Below are 20,175 nucleotides of genomic sequence, written 5' to 3'. Positions count from 1 at the left end.
CTTCGACGCTCCCCCACCCCCCTCACGGGTGACCGAGATATCCACAATCACGGTGCTGTACACAGATCCAGCTCGCACCCTTCCGCCCCAACCAGCCAGCGCCGTAACGTAATTGAGGCGAGGCACCGCTCGTTCTCGCGACGGGTCGTGTCGGCGTGGATCGGGGGATTCAGATGTCGGGGGTAACCAATCCAGGACTGCGTCGCGGAGCCATCGGGTTACGTGAGGTCCTGTTCCAGAGCATTACGGCGATGGCGCCGGCCGCCGCGGTCGCGGCTTCCATTCCGGCGGGCACCGCGTTCGCGGGTGGCAGCCTGCCGCTGTCCGTTCTCATCGCGCTGGTGGCGTGCCTGTTCACGGCGTCCTGCGTCGCCGAACTGGCCCGGCAGTTGCCGGCCGCGGGCTCGATGGCCACCTATACGGCGCAGGGGCTGCACCCTGCGGTCGGGTTCCTGGTCGGCTGGGGATACGTCTTCGTGGAAGCGCTGGTGCCCGCCCTGCTGCTGCTTCAGCTGGGTTTCACCACGGCGGGCACGCTGCACCACGAGTGGTCCTCCTATCCGGCGGACCTGTGGTGGCCCTGGTCCCTCGCGGGGGCGGCGATCATTGGGATCGCCGGGTATCTGGGCGTGCGTGCGTCGGCCCGGTTCGGCACGGTCCTCGGAGCCTTCGAGGTGCTGGTGTTCCTGGCCTTCGCGGTGCTATTGATCGCCCAGGCGGGCAGCGACAACACCTTGTCGGTGTTCGGCACTTCGCACACGGCCGAGGGATACGAGGGACTCAGCGGGGTGTTCGCCGGCTCCGTCTACACGGTGCTCGCCTTCGCCGGCTTCGAGGCCGCGGCGCCCCTGGCCGAGGAGACCAAGGATCCACGGCGCACGATGCACCGCGCGGTGCTCGGTGCCGCGCTCACCATCGGCCTCGTCTACGTGATCACGACGTACGCGATGTCCGTGTACTTCGGCCCGGACCGCTTCACGGAGTTCGGGGCGTCCGGCGCGGCGTCCTGGGAGGGCGTGGCACGTGCCTCGTTCGGTCTGTTCTGGGTGCTCGTCTTCCTGGCCGTCGTCAACTCCACGATCGCCAACGCCAATGCCTGCGCGAACGTGTCGACGCGTACGGCGTTCGCGTTCGGCCGCATCGGGGTCTTCCCACGCGCCTTCGCGCGGATTCACCCCACGCACCGCTCCCCCGTCGCCGGGGTGGCCGCGCAGTTCGCGATCGCGGTCGCGGCGGTGCTCGGGCTCGGCTTCGCCTATGACCCGGTGACCGCGTTCCTCCTGCTCGCCACGGTGATCGTCACCGTCATCATCGGCGTCTACATCCTGGCGAACCTCGCCTGTGCCGGGTATTTCCTGCGGCGAAGGCGTGAATTGTTCCGTCCGGTGCGGCATCTGCTCTTCCCGCTGCTCGGCATCGTCGCCTTCGTGCCCGCGCTGCTGACGGCGGTCGGCCTGCCGGTCTTCGACTTCGTGTCCGAGCTGACCGCGCCGGTCTCGTACGCGGGGCCCGTCGTCGGCGTCTGGATGCTCATAGGAGTCGTCGTCCTCGCCGTGCTCCTGCGACGGCATCCGGAGCGCATAGCCGAGACGGCACGGGTCCATCTCGACGACGACACCACACCCGATCCCTCACAGAGCGGAGCAGCCCTGCGATGAGCGAGCCTCGGATCCTGACCGTGCGGCCCCAACCGGGCGAGTACGCCTGGACGTTCGGCGGTGCTCCACCCGTGGCGCGGATCGCTCCGGGTACGGTCCTCGACCTGTTCACGGAGGACTGCTTCGCGGGGAAGGTCCGCTCCGAGAAGGACCTGGTCTCCGAGGTCTGCGAGTTCCCGTTCCTGAACCCGCAGACCGGCCCCTTCCACGTGGAGGGCGCGGAGCCCGGTGACACCGTCGCCGTGCACTTCGTGTCCATCGAGCCTGCCCGCGACTGGGCGGCGTCCACGACGGTGCCGCTCTTCGGGGCGCTCACCTCCACCCACACGACGGCCTCGCTGCAGCCGCCGCTGCCCGAGACCGTATGGATCTGGCAGCTGGACCGGGACCGTCGTACGGCGCACTTCAGCGCGCGTGACGGCGACTTCGAGATCGCGCTGCCGATGGATCCGATGCACGGCACGGTCGGCGTCGCGCCCGCCAACCTCGAGGTGCGATCGGCGCTCGTGCCCGACGCGCACGGCGGCAACATGGACACTCCCGAGATGCGGGCCGGGGTCACCTGCTACCTCGGGGTGAATGTCGAGGGCGCGCTGCTGAGCCTGGGCGACGGGCATGCCCGTCAGGGCGAGGGAGAGACCTGTGGTGTCGCCGTCGAGTGCGCCATGAACACCGTCGTGATCGTCGAACTCCTGAAGGGGATCACGACACCCTGGCCGCGCCTGGAGTCCGACACCCACATCGTCTCGACCGGCTCGGCACGACCGCTCGAGGACGCCTTCCGAATATCCCAACTCGACCTGGTGCAGTGGCTGGTGCGCGACTACGGCTTCAGCGAGCTCGACGCCTACCAGTTCGCGACGCAGACCGTCGAATCACCACTCGCCAACGTCTGCGACACCAACTACACGTGCGTGGCCAAGATCCGCAAGGAGTGGCTGCCCGCACGCGAGACTCACCGGGGGCTGCACGCGCGGCTGCGTGAGAGGGCCGCGTCGCTGCCCCGCTGATGAGTCCAGAGAGTCCAGCTGTTCCCCCACCGAGAGGTAGGTCAGCAATGGATCGAGCAAGACGCCTTCCCAGCCGGCGCCGACTGCTGCAGGGCGCGGCCCTCGCCGCCGTCCCCTCCGCGCTCCTCCCCGCCACCCGAGCGACAGCCCGCCCCCGCGCGGTCGACTACCCCCTCGCCGAATGGGTCCCGGCCAGTACCTCCAACTACACGGCGGCCAACCGCCCGAGCACGTACCCGGTGGACTTCGTGATCGTCCACGTCACTCAGGAGACCTACGCCGACACGCTGGCCATCTTCCAGAACCCGGCAAAGAAGGTGTCCGCTCACTATGTGGTGCGCTCCGAGGACGGCCACATCGCCCAGTGCGTGCGCGAACGCAATGTCGCCTGGCACGCCGGCAACTGGAACTACAACACCCGCAGCATCGGCATCGAACACGAAGGGTGGGTGGACCAGCCCGAGTACTTCACCGACGCGATGTACGAGCAGTCCGCGCTGCTGACCTCGGACATCTGCGACACGTACGGCATTCCCAAGGACCGCGACCACATCATCGGGCACGTCGAGGTGCCCGGCACCGACCACACCGATCCGGGCCCGTACTGGGACTGGCCGCGCTATATGGACCTGGTGAACTCCGCCTGACGCACGTCGGCTCATGTTCCGGTGCTTGTCGGCGCGGGCTCGTGGAGCGACGATGGCTGCACCGCATCGCCGTCCCGGGAGGCCGACTTGACCGATCCATGGGTGGCTCTGGAGGCCGGCGCCGATCCCGCGGAGAGGGTGCGGGTGCTGCGCCGCGCCCATGAGAGGTTCACCGAGGCGGGGACCGTCGCACGGCCGGTCCGTTCCGTGGTGGCCGACTCGTGGCGGCGTTCGGCGCGGGCGCGGGTCAGCCCGGAGGGCACGGGCGCGGCGGTGGAACTCACCGACGGGGACCTCGGCTCATATCGGGCGGAACATCCGCTGGCCGGTGTGATGCCGCTGTTCCGCGAGCTGATGGGCACCTTCGCGATGGACGGTGAGCATCTGCTCGCCGTGTGCGACGCGCACGGCAGGCTGCTCTGGGTCGAGGGGCACTCCGCGACCCGGCAGAAGGCCGGGCGGATGAACTTCGTGCCCGGTGCGCGGTGGGCCGAGTCGGCCATGGGGACGAACGCGCCGGGTACGGCGGTGGCCGTGGACCGGCCGGTGCAGGTGTTCGCCGCCGAGCACTTCATCCGGCGGGTCCAGCCGTGGACGTGCGCGGCGGCTCCGGTGCACGATCCGCGCACCGGGCGGCTGCTCGGGGCGGTCGACATCACCGGGGGTGACGGCCTCGCGCATCCGCACAGCCTCGCCTTCGTCCAGGCCGTCGCGCGCGCCGCGGAATCCCAACTGGCGCTGCTCGCACCGCCGCTGGGGACGAACGACTCCGTGGGGCTCACCGCGCTCGGCCGCGATGAGGCCCTGCTCCTGACCGAGGGCCGCAAGGTGCGGCTGAGCCGCAGGCACAGCGAGATCCTCGTCCTGCTCGCCCGCCATCCGGAGGGTCTCACCGGTGACGAGCTGCTGTGCGGGCTGTACGAGGACGAGTCGGTTACGCCGGTGACGCTGCGGGCCGAACTGGCCCGGCTGCGCCGGCTCCTCGGGCCGGATCTGCTGAGGTCCCGCCCGTACCGGCTCGCGGTGCCGGTCGAGTCCGACGTCGATGCGGTCGAGCGTCGGCTCGGCACGGGGGCGGTCACCGCGGCCGCCGCAGCGTACGCGGGGCCGCTGTTGCCCGGCTCGCAGGCGCCTGCCGTGGCCAGGCTTCGGCGCAGGCTCGCCGACCAGCTGCGGGCGGCGCTCATCGCGCGCCGCGACCCCGACCTGCTGTCCGACTGGGCGCACGCACCGTGGGGCGAGGACGACCTGGCGGTGTGGCGCGCGCTGGCGCAGGTGCGGGCGACCCCGCCGGTGCTCGCCCGTCTCGACGAACTGAACGCGGAACTGACGGCCGCCGGGACGTAGCCGAGGCCAGCGGTACGCAACAGAGATACGCGCCAGGGGTACGCAACGTAGATGCAACGTCCGCGCTCCTAGCCTGCGGGCGAGAGCTGCCCAACGGCGGGCAGCCTTCCCCGGGAGGCCAGCCAAGATGACCCGTTACGCAGCGCCCGGCACCGAGGGCGCAGTCGTCTCCTACCAGGCGCGCTACGACCACTTCATCGGCGGTGAGTACGTACCGCCCGCCCGCGGCCAGTATTTCGAGAACCCGAGCCCGGTCAACGGAAAGACCTTCACCGAGGTCGCCCGCGGTACGGCCGAGGACGTGGAACGCGCCCTGGACGCGGCACACGCCGCCGCCCCCGCCTGGGGCCGCGTCTCCGCGACCGAACGCGCGGACGTCCTGCGGAGGATCGCCGACCGCATGGAAGCCAACCTCGAGCGGCTCGCGGTGGCCGAGAGCTGGGAGAACGGCAAGCCGATCCGCGAGACCCTGGCCGCCGACATCCCGCTCGCCATCGACCACTTCCGCTACTTCGCCGGCGTCCTGCGCGCGCAGGAGGGGTCGCTGAGCGAGATCGACGACGACACCGTCGCGTACCACTTCCACGAGCCGCTCGGCGTCGTCGCGCAGATCATCCCGTGGAACTTCCCCATCCTGATGGCGACATGGAAGCTCGCTCCCGCACTCGCCGCGGGCAACGCGGTCGTGCTCAAGCCCGCCGAGCAGACCCCCGCCTCCATCCACTACTGGCTGAGCCTGGTCGCCGACCTGCTCCCGCCGGGCGTCGTCAACATCGTCAACGGCTTCGGCGTCGAGGCGGGCAAGCCCCTGGCGTCCAGCCCGCGCGTCGCGAAGGTCGCCTTCACCGGTGAGACCACGACGGGCCGGCTGATCATGCAGTACGCCTCGGAGAACATCAAGCCGGTGACGCTGGAGCTCGGCGGGAAGTCGCCGAACATCTTCTTCGACGACGTATGGGCGGCCAACGACGAGTTCCGCGACAAGGCGCTCGAGGGCTTCACGATGTTCGCCCTCAACAACGGAGAGGTCTGCACCTGCCCGTCACGCGCGCTCGTCCAGCGCGGTCACTACAGCGAGTTCATGGAAGCCGCGATCGCCCGCACGGAACAGATCGTGGCGGGCCACCCGCTGGACACCGACACGATGATCGGCGCCCAGGCCTCCAACGACCAGCTGGAGAAGATCCTCTCCTACCTGGACATCGGCCAGCAGGAAGGCGCCAAGGTCCTGACGGGCGGTCAGCGCATCACGTACGACGGCGAGTTGGCCGGTGGCTACTACGTCCAGCCGACCATCTTCGAGGGCGACAACCGGATGCGGATCTTCCAGGAGGAGATCTTCGGCCCTGTCGTCTCGGTCGCGTCGTTCAACGACTTCGACGACGCGATCAAGACCGCCAACGACACGCTGTACGGCCTTGGCGCGGGCGTGTGGACCCGCGACATGAACACCGCCTACCGCGCGGGCCGCGCGATCCAGGCCGGCCGGGTCTGGACGAACTGCTACCACGCGTATCCCGCACACGCGGCGTTCGGCGGCTACAAGCAGTCCGGGATCGGGCGCGAGACGCACAAGATGATGCTGGAGCACTATCAGCAGACGAAGAACCTCCTGGTGTCGTACTCGCCGAAGAAGCTCGGCTTCTTCTAAGGGCATGAAAAAAGGCGCCTGACCTGGTCTTTTGCCCGTCAGGCGCCTTCCGCTCGGTCCGCTCGGCGCCGGGACCGGTTTACGCGGTAACTCCTGCCTCCCCACAGCGCATCGGCGCCGAAGTCGTGCTTGTCGTAGTGGAACTGGAGCTGCCAGTAGTCCGTCAGCCGCTTCCACCACAGCCGCTCGACCGCATCCGTCAGGTCCGCGTCGGCCAGGTCGCGCTGCGACCGGTACCCGGTGACGAAGGCGGACACGACAGCGCCCTGGCGCCACAGCACGTTCAAGGGCTGGAAGTCGCCGTGGGTCCAGCCCCACCGCCCGCGGGGAGCCTCGTCCACCGGGCCCTGGTCGGCGTTCTCGGCGATGAGCTTCTTGCGCTGGTGCAATGCGGGCTCCGTCGCCTGGTCGAACGCATCAGGCGCTTCCCATTGCGCGATGCCCCCGAGAAAACGGTCGGCCTCGGCGAGCGCGGCCTTGGGCGCCGTGACCTTGGCCCTGGGCCGTTCGCCCACCGGCCCGAGCGGGACGGCAGGGTTGCCTTCTACCAACGGAAGCAGGCAGTAACTGCGGTCTCCGACGGTCACCAGTGGTTCGGACGCTGGGCTCAGGTGTGGTGCGCACACCGGGAGACCGGCAGCTTCCAGCGCAGAGAGCACCGTGAGACTGCGGAGCAGTTTGTCCACCGGGGTGTTGACGACTTCCTTGAGGGCGAAGGTGCCCTGGTCGGTGGTGATCTTCCAGTTCCGGTTCAGCAAGCCCTCGGCGAGATACCGCACCGAGGGGACCTCGCCGAGCGCGTAGGCGTCCGCCACGGCCGGCAGATTTGTCCGTCGGGGGCAGCTCGCTTCCTTCAACAGTCACGCCACGTGGCTACCGGCCCATCAGAGCCACCGCGGGTTCTTCCGGCGAGGCGGCCTGGGCGCCCACCTTGATCCGCTTCGCCGTCATCGTGCCGTTGTCCGGGACGGTCCAAATCCCGGTCCAAATCCTCGTCCGCCACTCCCGTATCAAGCTCGGCGTTTCGGCCACCAGCGGGTCAAGGGCGGCCGCCGTAACGCAGGGATACGTGCACTCGGCACGCCGCACGCACCGGGTTCTCGGCCCGTCTGAAACACGTGTGTTCGAAAACGGCGCCGGGGTCGTTACTCCGACATCGACAGCCTGTTCGCCAACTCAGCCTAGGAGACATGCAGTTGAACTCTTCTGACGCCGCATGCGAGCACACGGCTCCCCCTTCATCTCGACTCACTGCCAGAGCTGACGCGCCCAAGGAACGGGCCGTGAGCAACTCCGCAGCAGCCGCCCTGATCCAGCGCGAGGACGGCCCGTATGGAGGAGAGAGCCCGCGTGCGTGCTGCGCGCGGGAGGGGCTTGCGGAAGTCGGAGTTCCCGTCCAGGTCAGCCGGCTCCTCGCCGTGCAGTGGCTGCCCGGCCCACTGGACGGGCTCGGCTGCCACCTGTATGTGTTCGCCGGGCGCATCGAGCCCGCTGCGTATGACCACATCACGGTGCCCGCGGGCGAACTGCTCGGGTGGGACTGGTGGCAGCCGACATCAGCCCTCGCCGTCATGGACGAGACGAATGCAGGGTTGCTCACGGCGGCCGTGCGCGCCGCCGCCGATCCCGCGCGAGGGCCGGGCCACCTCGAAGGTACGGAGGAGGTCGGCCGATGAGCCACGACACGAAGGAGACAGCAACGCCACCGCCTCCACCCCCAGCAGAGATCCACTACAGCGGCGAGTACTCCATCAACCCGCTCGGCGACGTGTCCTTCCAGCACATGTGCGCCCGCCTGCCGTCCGTGCTCCGACGCATCTGGCACATGGCATGGAAACTCGACCGCCAGGCCGTTCTCCTCCTCATGGCCTGCCAGGTGATCACAGGTGCGGCTGCCGCGGTCGGGCTCACCGCGACCGCCCGCGCCATGCAGCCGATCCTCTCCGGCGACACCGCATCCGACCGCCTCCACCAGGCCCTGCCCGCCCTCCTCGTCGTTGCCGGGATGGCGGCCCTGGGCCGCCTGTCCAGCGCCCTCTCCTCCTACGCAGACCGCCGGTTGACTCCGCCGCTGACCACGTACGCCGACACCGGGCTCGTCGAGGCCGTGTGCCGGGTCGAAGCCACCGCCTACGCGCAGGACGGGTTCACCGACCGGCAAGAGGCCGCCGAGATGGGCGTCATCCGCACCCACGTGATGGTCAACGACGCCCAGAGGTTCATGTCCGCACTGATCAGGATGATCGCGGCCAGCGGTGTGCTGTCCGCCCTTCACTGGTCGATGCTGCCTCTGCTGTTGCTCGCCGTACTGCCCGCCGGCATCGGTGCGGTCCTGTCCGCGCGCGTGGACTACGAGATGCACTACGCGAATATCTCCGACCGTAACGTGCGCCACATGATGCGCTGGTGGGCCACTACCCCCAAGCACGGCGACGAAGTCCGCGCCAACGGCATGACCGACTATCTCCTGTTCTGGTACCAGTACCTGTCCGATCGCATCGACCGCCGACTCCTCTCTGTCGCACCGCGCACCCTGCGCATTGCCCTCGGCTCCTCCCTCGCCGGCGGCGTCTTCCTCGTCCTGACGTGGGCCGCACTCGCCTGGCTGGCCATCACCGGCCGAGTCGCCGAAGCGGTCGCGGCTACTGCCGTCGTCGCCGTGCAGACCACGCTCGCCGCGCTCGCCCAGGTCGTCGTCAACGGCGCCGCCCTCTTCCACACGAGCCTGTACCTCACCGACATGCAGACCTTCCTCGACGAAGCCGCCAAACGCGCCCCGAACCGTGGCGAGTCGACCATCCAGGCACCAGTGGAGGAGATCCGCCTCGACGACGTCGTCTACCAGTACCCCGGCAAGGATGCGCCCGCCGTCAACGGGGTCTCCCTCACCCTGCGCCGCGGCGAGATCCTCGCCATCGTGGGTGAGAACGGTAGCGGCAAGTCGACACTGCTCCGCCTGATCACCGGCATCTACCTGTCAGACAAGGGAAGCGTCGCGTGGAACGGCACCGACCTGGCCGGCCTCGACCAGAACACCGTCTGGCAGCGGACCGGACTCGTGCCCCAACTCTTCGCTCAGTGGCCCCTACGCATCCGCGAGAACGTGACGCTCGGCCAGCCCCGCACCTTCGACGACGGCCCCGTATGGGACGCGATCGATTCCGTCGGCATGCGCGAAGCAGTGGAGGAACTTCCCGACGGCCTCGACACCCTGCTGGCACGCGAGGTCTTCGGCGGCGCCGAACTGTCCGGCGGCCAGTGGCAGAGGCTGGCCTGCTCCCGCGCGATCTATCGCCGGCCGGACTTGTTGATCCTGGACGAGCCGACCTCGCAGATGGACGCGCGCGGTGAGCACCAGATCTTCGAGGAGATCAAGAGGGTTGCCGGCGATCGGATCACGATCGTCGTCACTCACCAGCTGGAGAACACCAAGATCGCCGACCGGGTGGTGGTGATGGAGCGCGGACGCGTCACTGAGCAGGGTTCGTACGACCAACTAGGCAACGCCGGCGGTCTGTTCGCGGAACTCCTCTCCTTGGCCAAGGACCGGTGAGGCTGCATCGCCGACTTCTGTTGCCCTTCCAAAGCCGCCGCCGGGCAGCGCGTAGGCGCGTTGGAGGTGTACTGCACGGGGCGCAGGGTCCCGGCTGGCACGCCCCGTGCCATGCCAGTTCAGAAAGGTAGGTGTCCCTCGTGTTCAGCACGCAGGACGAATGGAACACCGGCTACGCCGACGGCCGCCGGTACCGCCAACTCGCCGACGATGAGCGGTCACTGCTTGCCCAGCGCCTGCCGGCCCCGGCTCAAGGCCGGGCCCTCGACGTCGGATGCGGCGTCGGGGACCTCGCCGCATACCTGTCCTCGCTCGGCTACTCCGTCGACGCCGTCGACTGGTCCGACAACGCCCTGGCCGAAGCAGCCGCCACCCATACGACAGCCGCCGCCCGATGGATGCACCTGGACATCGAGAACGACGACTGGGCCTCTCTCCACGCCGACGGATACGACGTCATCACTCTCCGGTTCGTATATCCGTTCCTGACCCACCGCGACCGCACCCTGCACGCCCTCGGCCGCCGTCTGCGCCCCGGCGGCGCGCTCGTGGTCATCGCGCCACTCGCCGCGGACACCCCCGCGGAGCGGCGTGACATCGCGCTCGACGAAGACGACCTCACCCACCTGCAGACAGCCTGGCCTACCACCGAGCGCCACGACAGCGAGGGCCTCGCCTTCGTGATCCTGCGCGGCCCGGACACGGCGAGCAGTCTTCCAGCACAGCACTCCACGCACTCCGCACCGCCGCCATCGGCCCGCACGCCCGGCCCGGCGGTGAAGGGCGGGGCTCGAGAGCACCACATGCATCTGCTGCCTCGCCACTACGGCCAAGTGGAGGCAGGTCGAAAGACGATCGAGGTGCGCGTGAGCACCCCCGCGAAGCGGTCAGTCGAAGAGGGCGACACGATCGTCTTCCACGACCGAGACAGCGGCCGGTACCTCGATGTCATCGCACGGCGGATCACGGCGTACACGTCCTTCGACGAGCTGCTCGACGCGCACGATCCCCGCCGCATCGACCCCGACGCCTCACGCGAGGAACTACGCGAAGCTCTCCGCACCGTCTACCCTCCGGCCAAAGAGCAACTGAGCGTTCTGGCCTTTGAGTTCGATCACCGTCACGGACGTGCGGGCCATCCGCTGCCCATGACACCGGCCGCGTACGTGAAGACGGTGCCCCACCACACGGTGTACGGCTGCTTGTACGTCCGCGACGAAGACGATCGGCCCGTTCAGCTGCGCTCGGTGTACGGCAACCGGCTCTGGCAGTTTCCCGGCGGCAACGCCGACGCCGGCGAAGACCCCCTGGAGACGGCGCGTCGAGAGGCGGCCGAGGAGACCGGACTCGAACTCGGCCAGGGCACGCCCCGCCTGCTGCTGACGCACTACCTCCACCCGGGACCCCGCTGGCCGTTGGGCAAGATCGGCTTCATCTTCGACGGCGGGAACATCACCACCGAGCAACTCCGTCAGATCCGCCTCGACCCTGCCGAGCATGACCTGTGGGCCATCCACGATCTCGACGAGTGGCGGCGCCTGATGGGCGACGTACCCTTCGCCCGCCTTGAAGCCGTCGAGCGTGCCCGCACCGGTCACGGTCCGCAGTACCTCGTCACCGGCCCCGCGGCTCAGCGGGTCCGGTAGCGCGCGTAGATCAGTCCGCTGTCGAAGGCACGCTCCTCGACCAGCGCGAGATCGAGGCGCACGCCGTCGGGGAAGAACCGCTTGCCGCCGCCGACCACGCTCGTGGCGTCGTGATCAGCCTCGGCCTTGAGCTTGCGCACCGTGGTGCGCGGTCTCCCAGTAGACCATCAAGATGACCGTGCCCCTGCCATGCCCGGTCGACCGGAAGCTGACGGGGAACCACGGTGGTTGACGGACAACGCACATGAGAACGGCCTCCGATCGATTCACCTGGTCAGGGGCCGTTCATCTGCTGTGGGTGCGGGATTTGAACCCACGGAGACATCGCTGCCACGACGGTTTTCAAGATCGTCGTGCCGTAAGCCTCCGCCGGGGCCGGAGCCCTGCGGCTCTAGTTGGCCAGCCAGTCCGTGAGGGTCACGGGACGGTCGGTGAGCACGCGGAGGTTCCCTCCGTCGGCGGCATCGACGACGTAGGCGCCGCTTGTGCCGGCGGAGTCGTCGACGGCGGTGAAGGCGATCCGGCTGCCGTCGGGGGAGAAGACCGGATTCTGGATGCTGGAGAGGGGCGACGGCCACTGCGGCTCGGTGGCGGCGGCGGTCGCCACGTCCGTGATGCGCAGGCCGTGCCCGGCGGAGTGGACGACGCGCTGCCCGTCGGGGGACCGATCAGCGGCCGTCGACCACGCCTGGTGATCGGTTGTGACGGCGCGGACCTCGCGGGTGGCCAGGTCCAGGGTGTAGACGTCGGAGCCGTACTCCACGCCGTCAGGCGTGTCGTACGAGGTGGCCTTCAGGAAGGCGATGCTCCGGCCGTCCGGCGAGAACGTGCCGCGGCTGCCGGAGGTGAGCACCTCGGCACCGGTGCCGTCCGTGGCGATCCACTCCAGGCCGCGTGGGCTGTCGTAGACGATCCGCTTACCGCTCGGAGACCAGTCAGGGTGTCCGACGTACGGCGCGGTGGCGTCTTCGGGCTGGACGCCCTCGGCCAGGACGCGCCGGTCGCTGCCGTCGGCGTCGGCGATCACCAGGTCGCGGGCGTACATGCACCCTTCGGTCTGCGGTATGCACGTATCCCGGCGTTGGATGTACGCCACCCGGGGGCCCTTGGCCGCGAGGACCCCGTCTTCCGCGGCCTGGGCGAACGTGGTGGTGACGGAGCCGGTCGCCGGGTCCAGCGCGACGGTGGCGGGGGACCCCGCGGAGTAGTCCGTGGCGGTGATCCGGCCCGCCCCTACCGTTCCCTCCGCGCCGGCGGTCCCCGCCAGCGACAGGCTCGTCGTAACCGCGAGCCCGACTGTCAACGCAGCGTGTGTGAAGCGCACATGCGCTCCTTCCCTGCATCTGCGGACCGGCCATACCGGCCCTGCTGAACACAGCGCATGTCGATCAAGAAACGTCACCCCACAGATATCGACGCTGTACCGCAGACAACCGGGCGCTTCACACACCATCCGGACCACGTCTCGACAGGTAACGCACCATCTGAGGCACGGTGTTCACAGAGCGAACAAGGTCAGGATCTGACGCCGATGTTCCTCGCCCCCCGAGCAGGATTACCGGGATCGGACCGGCCCGTATGCGCCGGACGACCAGCCTGCGTGCCCGCAGGAGGCATTCTGAGTGATCACGTCGGCAGCTGCTGGGCCGCGTGGTGGTCGTGCGTCGGGATGATCGCGACTCGGTCCTTGACGGCGTACAGGCGGTGCAGCGTCCGGAAGGTCTCGTCGCGGTCTTCGTCGGCGAGCTCACCGGGGTAGCCGGCCTTTTGACGGATGAGGTCGATTTGGTCGGTGTGCCAGGCGGCGTCGCCGGCGAGCAGCACCCAGCCCGTTGCCGTGTGCGCCAGAACTCCGACGCTGCCAGGGGTGTGTCCGGCGAGGTCGACGAGCACGACGGAGCCATCGCCGAAGAGGTCATGGCTGGCGGCAAACGTGAGGATCGGCGGGCCGTCCAGTTCGTACTGGACGATGCCGCGGCCGCGCAGGGCCTCGCGGACGCCACCCACGGGTGCGACAGGGCCTGGCATGACCCAGTTGTGTTCGCGGCGGTGCAGATGTACCGGCAGTTCGGGGAGATCGAGCAGCCCGCTCACGTGGTCCCAGTGCGCGTGCGTCGGCAGCGCGAAATCCAGGTCGGAGCTCGGCCGCTCACGCAGCGCGGTAACGGTGGCGACGGTGTCGGCCGGGGGACGCACCGCGACCCGCAGGAATGCCGGCAGCTCGGCAATGGCGCGGCTGCGGGCATCCAGGCAGACACTCGGATCCACGATGAACGTCGCTTCCGGGTGGGTGATCACGAACGACAGCAGCGCATTCATGATGCGCCGTGGCTGCCGCCGCCCCTCCACGACCATCGCGGTGGGCACCGGCCGTGGCACCTGTCGCAGTGCGGACACGGTGACCGATACCGCCGTGTCCGGCAACCCCGCGTCGGTCAAGCCGCGTAGAAACCGCTGGTCGGGGCGTCGGGGACGGACAAGACCCGTTGCCAGGCTTGCGACCGCGCCGCAGCACGCGGCCAGCGTCGGTGATCTCACAGCTTCAGACATGGCGATGTTGCCCCTCTCTCGATCGGCTGGCGCCTTCGATGACCGGACGGTATAACTTCAGGCCGACCTGAAGTAAAGGAGTGTGATGTCCGCACCGGAAATGAAGATCGGCGATGCGGCCGCCCTGCTCGGGGTGGCCACCCATGTCCTCCGGCACTGGGAAGACATCGGACTGCTCAGCCCGCGCCGGCTGCCCTCCGGGCATCGCGTCTACGACGACCAGATCATCGGCCAGGCCCGGCTCATCCAAATCGGCCGGCGGGCCGGGCTGTCACTTGCCGAAATCGGCGAACTTGCCACGGGGGAACGGGGCGACCGCATCGGCCTGGTCAACGCGAAGCGCACCCGGATCGCCGAACACATCGCGAACCTCGAACTGGCTGACCGGTTCCTGGCCCACCTGGTGCGCTGCGTGCACCCGGTCATCTCCGACTGTCCGGAGTGCTCCTCCCTTGCGGAGCGGGGCGCGCGGTCAGCGGAGCGGGGCGCGCGGTCAGCGGTCACCCGGTGATTCAGCGTGAGAACGTGTGCAGCTCGGCCGTGATGAACGCGTGCTTCTTCGCGTCCGCCGCGTTGTCTCCTGGACGTGCGCCGTGGTGTTCCACGCCTCCATGACGACCGCAGAACCCTGTGCGTATCCAGCCCTCCACGGTGGTGCGTGTACGAGATCACAAGAGGTCAGGGATGGGTCCTCATCGCCGCCGAGTCCTGTCCGCACGGCTCTGTCTGACCCCCGCCTCGAGTAGCGGTCTAGCATGAAAGCAACGCTTTTCTCCGGGCCCGGGCCCGGGCCGCAGCGGCAGGGAGGCCGTTATGGCGTTCGACACGACTGGTTTCGAGCAGGCCGACAGCTCCCGCTACATACCGATCTCCGAGCACGGCCTGATCGGCGATCTTCGTACGACCGCCCTGGTCGGTACGGACGGGACCATCGACTGGTACTGCTGCCCGCGCTTCGACGCGCCCAGCGTGTTCGGGTCCATCCTCGACGCCGACCGGGGCGGGTCGTTCGAGCTGGCCGCCGAGGTCCCGACACGCACCAGGCAGTTCTACTTCCCCGACACGAACGTGCTGATCACGCGGTTCTTCGCCGCGGACGGGGTAGCGGAGATACAGGACTTCATGCCCGTGGTCGACGAGTCGCGGGAGGCGGCCCGGCACCGGCTGATCCGGCGGGTGATCTGCGTCCGCGGAACCCTCCCCTTCAAGGCGCGGGTCGCCCCGCGATTCGGCTACGGCGCCGAAGCGCACACCACGCACCTTGAAGGCCACACGGCGGTGTTCCGCTCACCGTCACTGACGCTCGCGCTGACCGCCACCGCACCCCTGGAAAGCGACGGCCTGGACGTGTGGTCGCACTTCAAGCTCCTCGAGGGCGAGTCCAACGTGTTCGCCCTCGACCAGATCGGCGACGACGTCCCGGCCCGGTCGTGCCCGCGCGCCGAGGCGCAGGAGCAGGCCGAGGCGACCGTCCGGTTCTGGCGCCACTGGCTGGCCGGTTCGCGCTACCACGGGAGGTGGCGGGAGATGGTGAACCGCTCCGCGCTGGTGCTGAAGCTGCTCACCTACGCGCCGACCGGTGCGATCGTCGCCGCACCGACCACCAGCCTGCCCGAGCAGATCGGCGGCGAGCGCAACTGGGACTACCGCTATGTCTGGGTCCGCGACGCCGCCTTCTGCGTCTACGCGATGCTGCGCCTGGGGTTCACCTCGGAGGCCGAGGCGTTCATGGGGTTCATCTCCGAGCGGGGCATCCTGCGGGGCACGGGGGAGAGCGGTCCGTTGCAGATCATGTACGGCATCGACGGGCGCAGCGAGCTGCCCGAGTACGAGCTGCCGCACCTGGAGGGCTACCGCGGCTCCGCACCGGTCCGGGTGGGCAACGCCGCCACCGGCCAGCTCCAGCTGGACATCTACGGTGCGCTGATCGACTCGATCTACCTCTACGACAAGTGGGGGCAGCCGATCAGCAGTGACCGCTGGGACGAGGTCGGTGCCGTGGTGGACTGGCTGTGCGAGCACTGGGACCAGCCCGACGAGGGGGTGTGGGAGACGAGGGCGGGCCGGCGGAACTTCGTGTACTCGCGGCTGATGTGCTGGGTGGCGCTGGAGCGCGCGATGCGCATGGCGAACCACCGCGGTCTGCCGGCGGACCTGCCCCGCTGGCGGGAGTCCCGGGACGCGATCTACCGGCAAATCATGCGGCGCGGCTGGTCGGCCGAGCGAGGGGCGTTCGTCCAGGGGCTGGACGACAACGTGCTGGACGCCTCGCTGCTGATGATGCCGATGGCCAAGTTCGTCTCGCCCACCGACCCCAAGTGGCTCTCCACCCTGGACGCGCTCACCACGGACCTGGTCTCCGACTCGCTGGTGTACCGCTACGACCCGACCGCCAGCCCGGACGGCCTGCACGGCCCCGAGGGCACCTTCTCGATCTGCTCCTTCTGGTACGTGGAGGCGCTGGCCCGCGCAGGCCGGCTGGAGGAGGCCAGGCTCGCCTTCGAGAAGATGCTCACCTACGCCAACCACCTCGGTCTGTTCGCAGAGGAGATCGGCCCGACCGGAGAACAGCTGGGCAACTTCCCCCAGGCATTCACCCACCTCTCGCTGATCAGCGCCGCTTTCAACCTCGACCGCGCGCTGGGCTGACGCAGCATCACCGCCGGGACGGCGGTGTGATGGAGACCGCGCTCCGCGCGATCTCTGTCGAGCCCACCATCGCCTCGCAGCCCACGAGCATCGGCGGCCGTCGTCCGCTGCAGGCACAACGAGCCCTCGTCGTCCACCTTCACGGCGACCGTCTCAACCCCACCAGCATGCGCAACACCCCCGAGGAACTCGCCAGTTACGCCCCTGAGGCCGACCCGACCCCCGTGTCCCAACTCGCCTCCGACCTCCTCAAACAACGCGGAGCCACCTACGTGCAGGCCGCCAGGTCAGAGCACACATACGCACGCCCGGACCCAGCCTTCTGCAACAAGGGTTAGGACCCGGGTTCGGCGACGTCGCACGGGTCGGGGGTGACGTCGCAGGGGGCAGTGGCCAAGTCCATGTCCCGGACGTCGCAGGCGATCCGGCTGAGCAGGGTCCGGAACGCTTGGCGCTCATTCGAATCGAGCGTCTCAAGGAGCCGGTCTTCGGCTTCCCGTACCTGCCGCCGCAGGTCCTGGAGGGTGTTGACGCCCCGGGCGGTGGCGACGATCTTGCGCTGGCGCCGATCGGCGGGGTTGAGCCGGCGCTCGACCAAGCCGGCCGCGACGAGGTCGTCGATCAGGTACGTCATCACCGTGCGGTCGATCCCCAGGTAGGTGGCCAGGGCGACCTGATTTTGCTGGTCACCTCGGGTGACGACGGCGAGCGTCTGGTAGCCGCGGGCGCCCTGCGGAACGTCAGCGAGGGCCGACGCGACGACGGTCCGGTACGCGCGCGTCAGGACGAGGAGGGAGAAACCGAAGTCCCCCGCGCCGTCCACACCGTCGGCGACCGGCGTGATCGGTGTCTCGGCACTCATAACAGGAATGATACCCGCCTATTCATTGTTGGACAGATCATCTGCACGGCATGCGATCTATCAGGCAACGCACTTCAGCGACGAAGCGCCGCAGATGAGAAGGCAACCGTCATGCTCAAGATCGGAATCATCCTCGGCAGCACCCGCCCCAACCGCAACGGCGAACAGGTCGCCCGCTGGGTGCTCGACATCGCATCACGCCGCACCGACGCCGAGTTCGAACTCCTCGACCTCCGCGACCACCCGCTGCCGCACCTCGACGAGCCCATGCCGCCGTCGCTCGGCCAGTACCAGAACGAGCACACCCGGCAGTGGGCGGACAAGATCGCATCGTTCGACGGGTTCGTCATCGTGACACCCGAGTACAACCACGGCATCCCGGGCGTGCTGAAGAACGCCCTCGACTTCCTCTACGCCGAATGGAACAACAAGGCGGTCGGCTTCGTGTCCTACGGCGGGGTCGGCGGCGTCCGGGCCGTCGAGCACCTACGCGCCGTCGCCGCCGAGCTCCAGATGGCCGACGTACGCCAGCAGGTCGCACTGTCGATGATCACCGAATTCGAGAACTTCAGCGTCTTCAAGCCCGGCGAGTACAACCTGCCCGCCCTGGACACGATGCTCGACCAAGTCATCGCCTGGAGCGCCGCGCTCGCACCGCTGCGCATGGCCTCGGCCGCCGCAGCCTGAGCCGCCCGCCGGGCTCTGTTCACCCCTGTGCGACGTACGAGAAGTCCCGCCATGTCCTACTGAGCCGAGACGCCCCATGGCACCGAGAAGGCACCTGTCCGTGGAAGGGATCACAGTGGGGAAGGGATCACAGTGGCCCGCCTCCCGGCAGGAAGTCGCCGGCCGAAGCGAGATCCTCCGTCAGCACCGAACAGCGAGAGAGCCTCGAGGCAATCGTGCGGCAGTCGGCCTTCCCCGCCGCCAGCGGCGTCGATGAGCAGCGGCGTTCGCGTCACCGCCTGGCGCAAGGCAGAGCCCGCTCTTGTCCCTACAGCTCGTCCTCCCAGCGCATGACCCGGATCGTGAACGACAGGAGTTCGACATGAGCGAAGCAGTGGACCGGAACGCGAAGACCATCGCAGAGTTCCGAGCGAACGAGGGCAGGGTCGGCGGGGTCTTCGAGGGCGCTCCGCTGGTCCTCGTCCATCACCGCGGCCGCAAGAGCGGGCAGGAGCACGTCAGCCCGATGATGTACCTCCCGCACGACACCGCGCCGGACATCGTCTACGTCTTCGCAACCAAGGGCGGAGCACCCACCAACCCGGATTGGTACCGCAACCTGACCGCCGCCGGTGAGGGCACCATCGAACGCGGCACCGCGACCTACCAGGTGACCGTCCGCGAACTGACCGGCGCCGAACGCGACCGCATCTACGCCGAGCAAGCGCGGCGTTACCCCGGCTTCGCCGAGTACGAGCGCAAGACTGCCGGGATCCGCATCATTCCCGTGCTCGAACTCCGGCGGGCGTAGCCCACACCCCTGTCAGCTTCAGCGAGTCGAAGGAGAGACATCATGCCCAGGCGGTCAGGTACGCCGAGTTCGGCGGGATCGACCTGTTGCGGGTCGACGAGGTGGAACGCCCGGTGCCCGGGGACGGACAGGTCCTCGTACGCGTGAAAGCGGCCGGCATCAACCCCAGTGAGGCGGTCATCCGCACGGGGGCGTTGGCGGATATGTTCCCGTCGACGTTCCCGTCCGGGCAGGGCAGCGACCTCGCCGGGGTCATCGAGGAGGTCGGCACCGGGCTTGCCGGGTTCTCGCCCGGCGCCGAGGTGATCGGATTCACCCAGAAGCGGGCCTCCCAGGCCGAACTGGTCCTGGTCGAGGCCGGTGACCTCACACGCAAGCTGGAGAAGGTCTCATGGGAGGTGGCCGGCAGCCTGTACGTCGTCGGAGCAACCGCATGGGGGCGGTACACGCCGTCCAGCCCGAGGAGGGCGAGACCGTCGTCATCTCCGGAGCCGCGGGGGGCGTCGGCTCGCTCGCCGTCCAGCTCGCGCGCCGTACCGGGGCCACATGCTCGCACTCGCCGCCGAACGGACCTGGGGCGCAAACCTGTTGGGCATGCCGGTCGAACACACCCGCAACGCCAGAGCAGCTCGGACCCACCGCGCTGCTGGCCGTCACCCAGCTGTGCGTGCTGGGTCCGGACCGCTCGCACACCGCCGCGCCGGCTCGCACCACAGCAGCGGCTGCCCTGCCCAACCGCCGCGCTCTGCTGCGCGACCTGGGGTACGAGGACGTGGACTCGCTCGGCGCCCAGATCGTCGACGCGATCGTGGCCCACGGCACCGCCGAGGACATCGCCCACCGCGTCCATGAGCAGCTTGACGCCGGGGCCGACCACGTCAGCCTCCACCTCCTCACGACCACACCCCACACCCCGCCCACAGAGCAATGGCGTGAGCTCGCAGCACCCTTGCGTTCGACGAGCACAGGAACGAAATCGCGGACGGGCCGGTTACTGAAACCGGCATGAGCCGCGGCTACAGCGGCTTCGATCTCTTCAGACGTACGCGACGTGCCATAGGTGTGCGCGAGGCGTTCGACGACCCCCTGGATGGCCTCTTCCTCCCGCGTGTCGATCGCCACAAT

General features: G+C 68.8%; 18 protein-coding genes and 2 pseudogenes. 15 read left to right on the top strand and 5 right to left on the bottom strand.

Translation table 11 applies throughout. The annotated features are described in order from the left end of the window. The first annotated feature begins 173 nt into the window (after positions 1–173). The 5 genes from E2651_RS03105 (at position 174) to E2651_RS03085 (ending at position 6,313) form a co-directional block, all read left to right on the top strand. A complete protein-coding gene (locus E2651_RS03105; RefSeq protein ID WP_135329393.1) occupies positions 174–1,658 on the top strand; it encodes an APC family permease in 1,485 nt (494 codons plus the stop codon). Further along, positions 1,655–2,668, top strand: a complete 1,014-nt coding sequence (locus E2651_RS03100; RefSeq protein WP_135329392.1) for an acetamidase/formamidase family protein — start codon at positions 1,655–1,657, stop codon at positions 2,666–2,668. The genes E2651_RS03105 and E2651_RS03100 overlap by 4 nt, the downstream gene beginning before the upstream one ends. A 47-nt stretch (positions 2,669–2,715) precedes the next feature. Continuing rightward, the gene (locus tag E2651_RS03095) at positions 2,716–3,315 is read left to right on the top strand and encodes a peptidoglycan recognition family protein (RefSeq protein WP_135329391.1); all 600 of its coding nucleotides are present in this window, start codon (positions 2,716–2,718) and stop codon (positions 3,313–3,315) included. An 87-nt stretch (positions 3,316–3,402) separates the two neighbouring features. Beyond that, the gene (locus E2651_RS03090; protein WP_135329390.1) at positions 3,403–4,662 is read left to right on the top strand and encodes a GAF domain-containing protein; all 1,260 of its coding nucleotides are present in this window, start codon (positions 3,403–3,405) and stop codon (positions 4,660–4,662) included. 127 nt (positions 4,663–4,789) lie between these two features. Continuing rightward, positions 4,790–6,313, top strand: a complete 1,524-nt coding sequence (locus E2651_RS03085; RefSeq protein ID WP_135329389.1) for an aldehyde dehydrogenase family protein — start codon at positions 4,790–4,792, stop codon at positions 6,311–6,313. Positions 6,314–6,351: 38 nt separating this feature from the next. Here E2651_RS03085 and E2651_RS03080 read toward each other — a convergent pair whose 3' ends face one another. Continuing rightward, the gene (locus E2651_RS03080) at positions 6,352–7,128 is read right to left on the bottom strand and encodes a phosphotransferase (protein ID WP_167828674.1); all 777 of its coding nucleotides are present in this window, start codon (positions 7,126–7,128) and stop codon (positions 6,352–6,354) included. A gap of 468 nt (positions 7,129–7,596) precedes the next feature. On the opposite strand from E2651_RS03080, the gene E2651_RS03075 reads away from it, so the two are divergent. From E2651_RS03075 to E2651_RS45025, 3 genes are all read left to right on the top strand, one after another. Further along, positions 7,597–7,989, top strand: a complete 393-nt coding sequence (locus tag E2651_RS03075) for an NUDIX hydrolase (protein WP_135329387.1) — start codon at positions 7,597–7,599, stop codon at positions 7,987–7,989. Then, positions 7,986–9,866: an ATP-binding cassette domain-containing protein gene (locus E2651_RS03070; protein WP_135329386.1), complete on the top strand. Its 1,881-nt coding sequence runs from the start codon at positions 7,986–7,988 to the stop codon at positions 9,864–9,866. The genes E2651_RS03075 and E2651_RS03070 overlap by 4 nt, the downstream gene beginning before the upstream one ends. 140 nt (positions 9,867–10,006) lie before the next feature. Next, complete coding sequence (locus E2651_RS45025) at positions 10,007–11,512, top strand: methyltransferase domain-containing protein (protein WP_245238531.1); 1,506 nt, start codon at positions 10,007–10,009, stop codon at positions 11,510–11,512. Here E2651_RS45025 and E2651_RS43665 read toward each other — a convergent pair. From E2651_RS43665 to E2651_RS03050, 3 genes and pseudogenes are all read right to left on the bottom strand, one after another. Further along, positions 11,497–11,616: pseudogene (locus E2651_RS43665) on the bottom strand (deaminase); the annotation flags it as partial. The gene E2651_RS45025 and the pseudogene E2651_RS43665 sit on opposite strands and share 16 nt — an antisense overlap. A gap of 287 nt (positions 11,617–11,903) precedes the next feature. Further along, entirely contained in the window at positions 11,904–12,836 is a 933-nt protein-coding gene (locus E2651_RS03055) for a PD40 domain-containing protein (RefSeq protein ID WP_167828673.1), read from the bottom strand. Positions 12,837–13,138: 302 nt separating this feature from the next. Further along, positions 13,139–13,951 (bottom strand): MBL fold metallo-hydrolase, encoded by an 813-nt coding sequence (locus tag E2651_RS03050; RefSeq protein ID WP_209446050.1) that lies wholly within the window; start codon positions 13,949–13,951, stop codon positions 13,139–13,141. 196 nt (positions 13,952–14,147) lie between these two features. On the opposite strand from E2651_RS03050, the gene E2651_RS03045 reads away from it, so the two are divergent. The 3 genes from E2651_RS03045 to E2651_RS03035 all read left to right on the top strand — a co-directional run bounded on the left by E2651_RS03045 (position 14,148) and on the right by E2651_RS03035 (position 17,049). Beyond that, a complete protein-coding gene (locus tag E2651_RS03045; RefSeq protein ID WP_135329383.1) occupies positions 14,148–14,573 on the top strand; it encodes a MerR family transcriptional regulator in 426 nt (141 codons plus the stop codon). A gap of 302 nt (positions 14,574–14,875) precedes the next feature. Continuing rightward, complete coding sequence (locus tag E2651_RS03040; RefSeq protein ID WP_135329382.1) at positions 14,876–16,711, top strand: glycoside hydrolase family 15 protein; 1,836 nt, start codon at positions 14,876–14,878, stop codon at positions 16,709–16,711. A gap of 29 nt (positions 16,712–16,740) precedes the next feature. Next, the gene (locus tag E2651_RS03035) at positions 16,741–17,049 is read left to right on the top strand and encodes a hypothetical protein (RefSeq protein WP_135329381.1); all 309 of its coding nucleotides are present in this window, start codon (positions 16,741–16,743) and stop codon (positions 17,047–17,049) included. Here the strand turns inward: E2651_RS03035 and E2651_RS03030 are convergent. Beyond that, positions 17,046–17,573: a MarR family winged helix-turn-helix transcriptional regulator gene (locus tag E2651_RS03030; protein ID WP_135329380.1), complete on the bottom strand. Its 528-nt coding sequence runs from the start codon at positions 17,571–17,573 to the stop codon at positions 17,046–17,048. The genes E2651_RS03035 and E2651_RS03030 overlap by 4 nt on opposite strands. Before the next feature lie 111 nt (positions 17,574–17,684). Here E2651_RS03030 and E2651_RS03025 point away from each other — a divergent pair, with 111 nt between their 5' ends. The 4 genes and pseudogenes from E2651_RS03025 to E2651_RS45015 all read left to right on the top strand — a co-directional run bounded on the left by E2651_RS03025 (position 17,685) and on the right by E2651_RS45015 (position 20,059). After that, the gene (locus tag E2651_RS03025) at positions 17,685–18,260 is read left to right on the top strand and encodes an NAD(P)H-dependent oxidoreductase (RefSeq protein ID WP_135329379.1); all 576 of its coding nucleotides are present in this window, start codon (positions 17,685–17,687) and stop codon (positions 18,258–18,260) included. Between the two features lie 361 nt (positions 18,261–18,621). Beyond that, the gene (locus tag E2651_RS03020) at positions 18,622–19,050 is read left to right on the top strand and encodes a nitroreductase family deazaflavin-dependent oxidoreductase (protein ID WP_135329378.1); all 429 of its coding nucleotides are present in this window, start codon (positions 18,622–18,624) and stop codon (positions 19,048–19,050) included. Between the two features lie 101 nt (positions 19,051–19,151). After that, a pseudogene (locus tag E2651_RS45020) lies at positions 19,152–19,397 on the top strand (alcohol dehydrogenase catalytic domain-containing protein); the annotation flags it as partial. Positions 19,398–19,483: 86 nt separating this feature from the next. Then, the gene (locus E2651_RS45015; RefSeq protein ID WP_245238534.1) at positions 19,484–20,059 is read left to right on the top strand and encodes a hypothetical protein; all 576 of its coding nucleotides are present in this window, start codon (positions 19,484–19,486) and stop codon (positions 20,057–20,059) included. Positions 20,060–20,175: the final 116 nt, after the last annotated feature.

The sequence above is a fragment of the Streptomyces sp. MZ04 genome (genome assembly GCF_004684775.1).
Lineage (GTDB): Bacteria > Actinomycetota > Actinomycetes > Streptomycetales > Streptomycetaceae > Streptomyces.
This window is presented reverse-complemented; position numbering and strand designations above follow the sequence as displayed.

Excerpts from the sequence above, each read along its gene's own strand:
- E2651_RS03045 (WP_135329383.1), top strand. The coding sequence starts at position 14,148 with ATGTCCGCACCGGAAATGAAGATCGGCGATGCGGCCGCCCTGCTCGGG.
- E2651_RS45015 (WP_245238534.1), top strand. The coding sequence starts at position 19,484 with ATGGGGGCGGTACACGCCGTCCAGCCCGAGGAGGGCGAGACCGTCGTC.
- E2651_RS03095 (WP_135329391.1), top strand. The coding sequence starts at position 2,716 with ATGGATCGAGCAAGACGCCTTCCCAGCCGGCGCCGACTGCTGCAGGGC.
- E2651_RS03070 (WP_135329386.1), top strand. The coding sequence starts at position 7,986 with ATGAGCCACGACACGAAGGAGACAGCAACGCCACCGCCTCCACCCCCA.
- E2651_RS03035 (WP_135329381.1), top strand. The coding sequence starts at position 16,741 with ATGGAGACCGCGCTCCGCGCGATCTCTGTCGAGCCCACCATCGCCTCG.
- E2651_RS03020 (WP_135329378.1), top strand. The coding sequence starts at position 18,622 with ATGAGCGAAGCAGTGGACCGGAACGCGAAGACCATCGCAGAGTTCCGA.
- E2651_RS03100 (WP_135329392.1), top strand. The coding sequence starts at position 1,655 with ATGAGCGAGCCTCGGATCCTGACCGTGCGGCCCCAACCGGGCGAGTAC.
- E2651_RS03040 (WP_135329382.1), top strand. The coding sequence starts at position 14,876 with ATGGCGTTCGACACGACTGGTTTCGAGCAGGCCGACAGCTCCCGCTAC.
- E2651_RS03030 (WP_135329380.1), bottom strand. The coding sequence starts at position 17,573 with ATGAGTGCCGAGACACCGATCACGCCGGTCGCCGACGGTGTGGACGGC.
- E2651_RS03025 (WP_135329379.1), top strand. The coding sequence starts at position 17,685 with ATGCTCAAGATCGGAATCATCCTCGGCAGCACCCGCCCCAACCGCAAC.
- E2651_RS03085 (WP_135329389.1), top strand. The coding sequence starts at position 4,790 with ATGACCCGTTACGCAGCGCCCGGCACCGAGGGCGCAGTCGTCTCCTAC.
- E2651_RS03105 (WP_135329393.1), top strand. The coding sequence starts at position 174 with ATGTCGGGGGTAACCAATCCAGGACTGCGTCGCGGAGCCATCGGGTTA.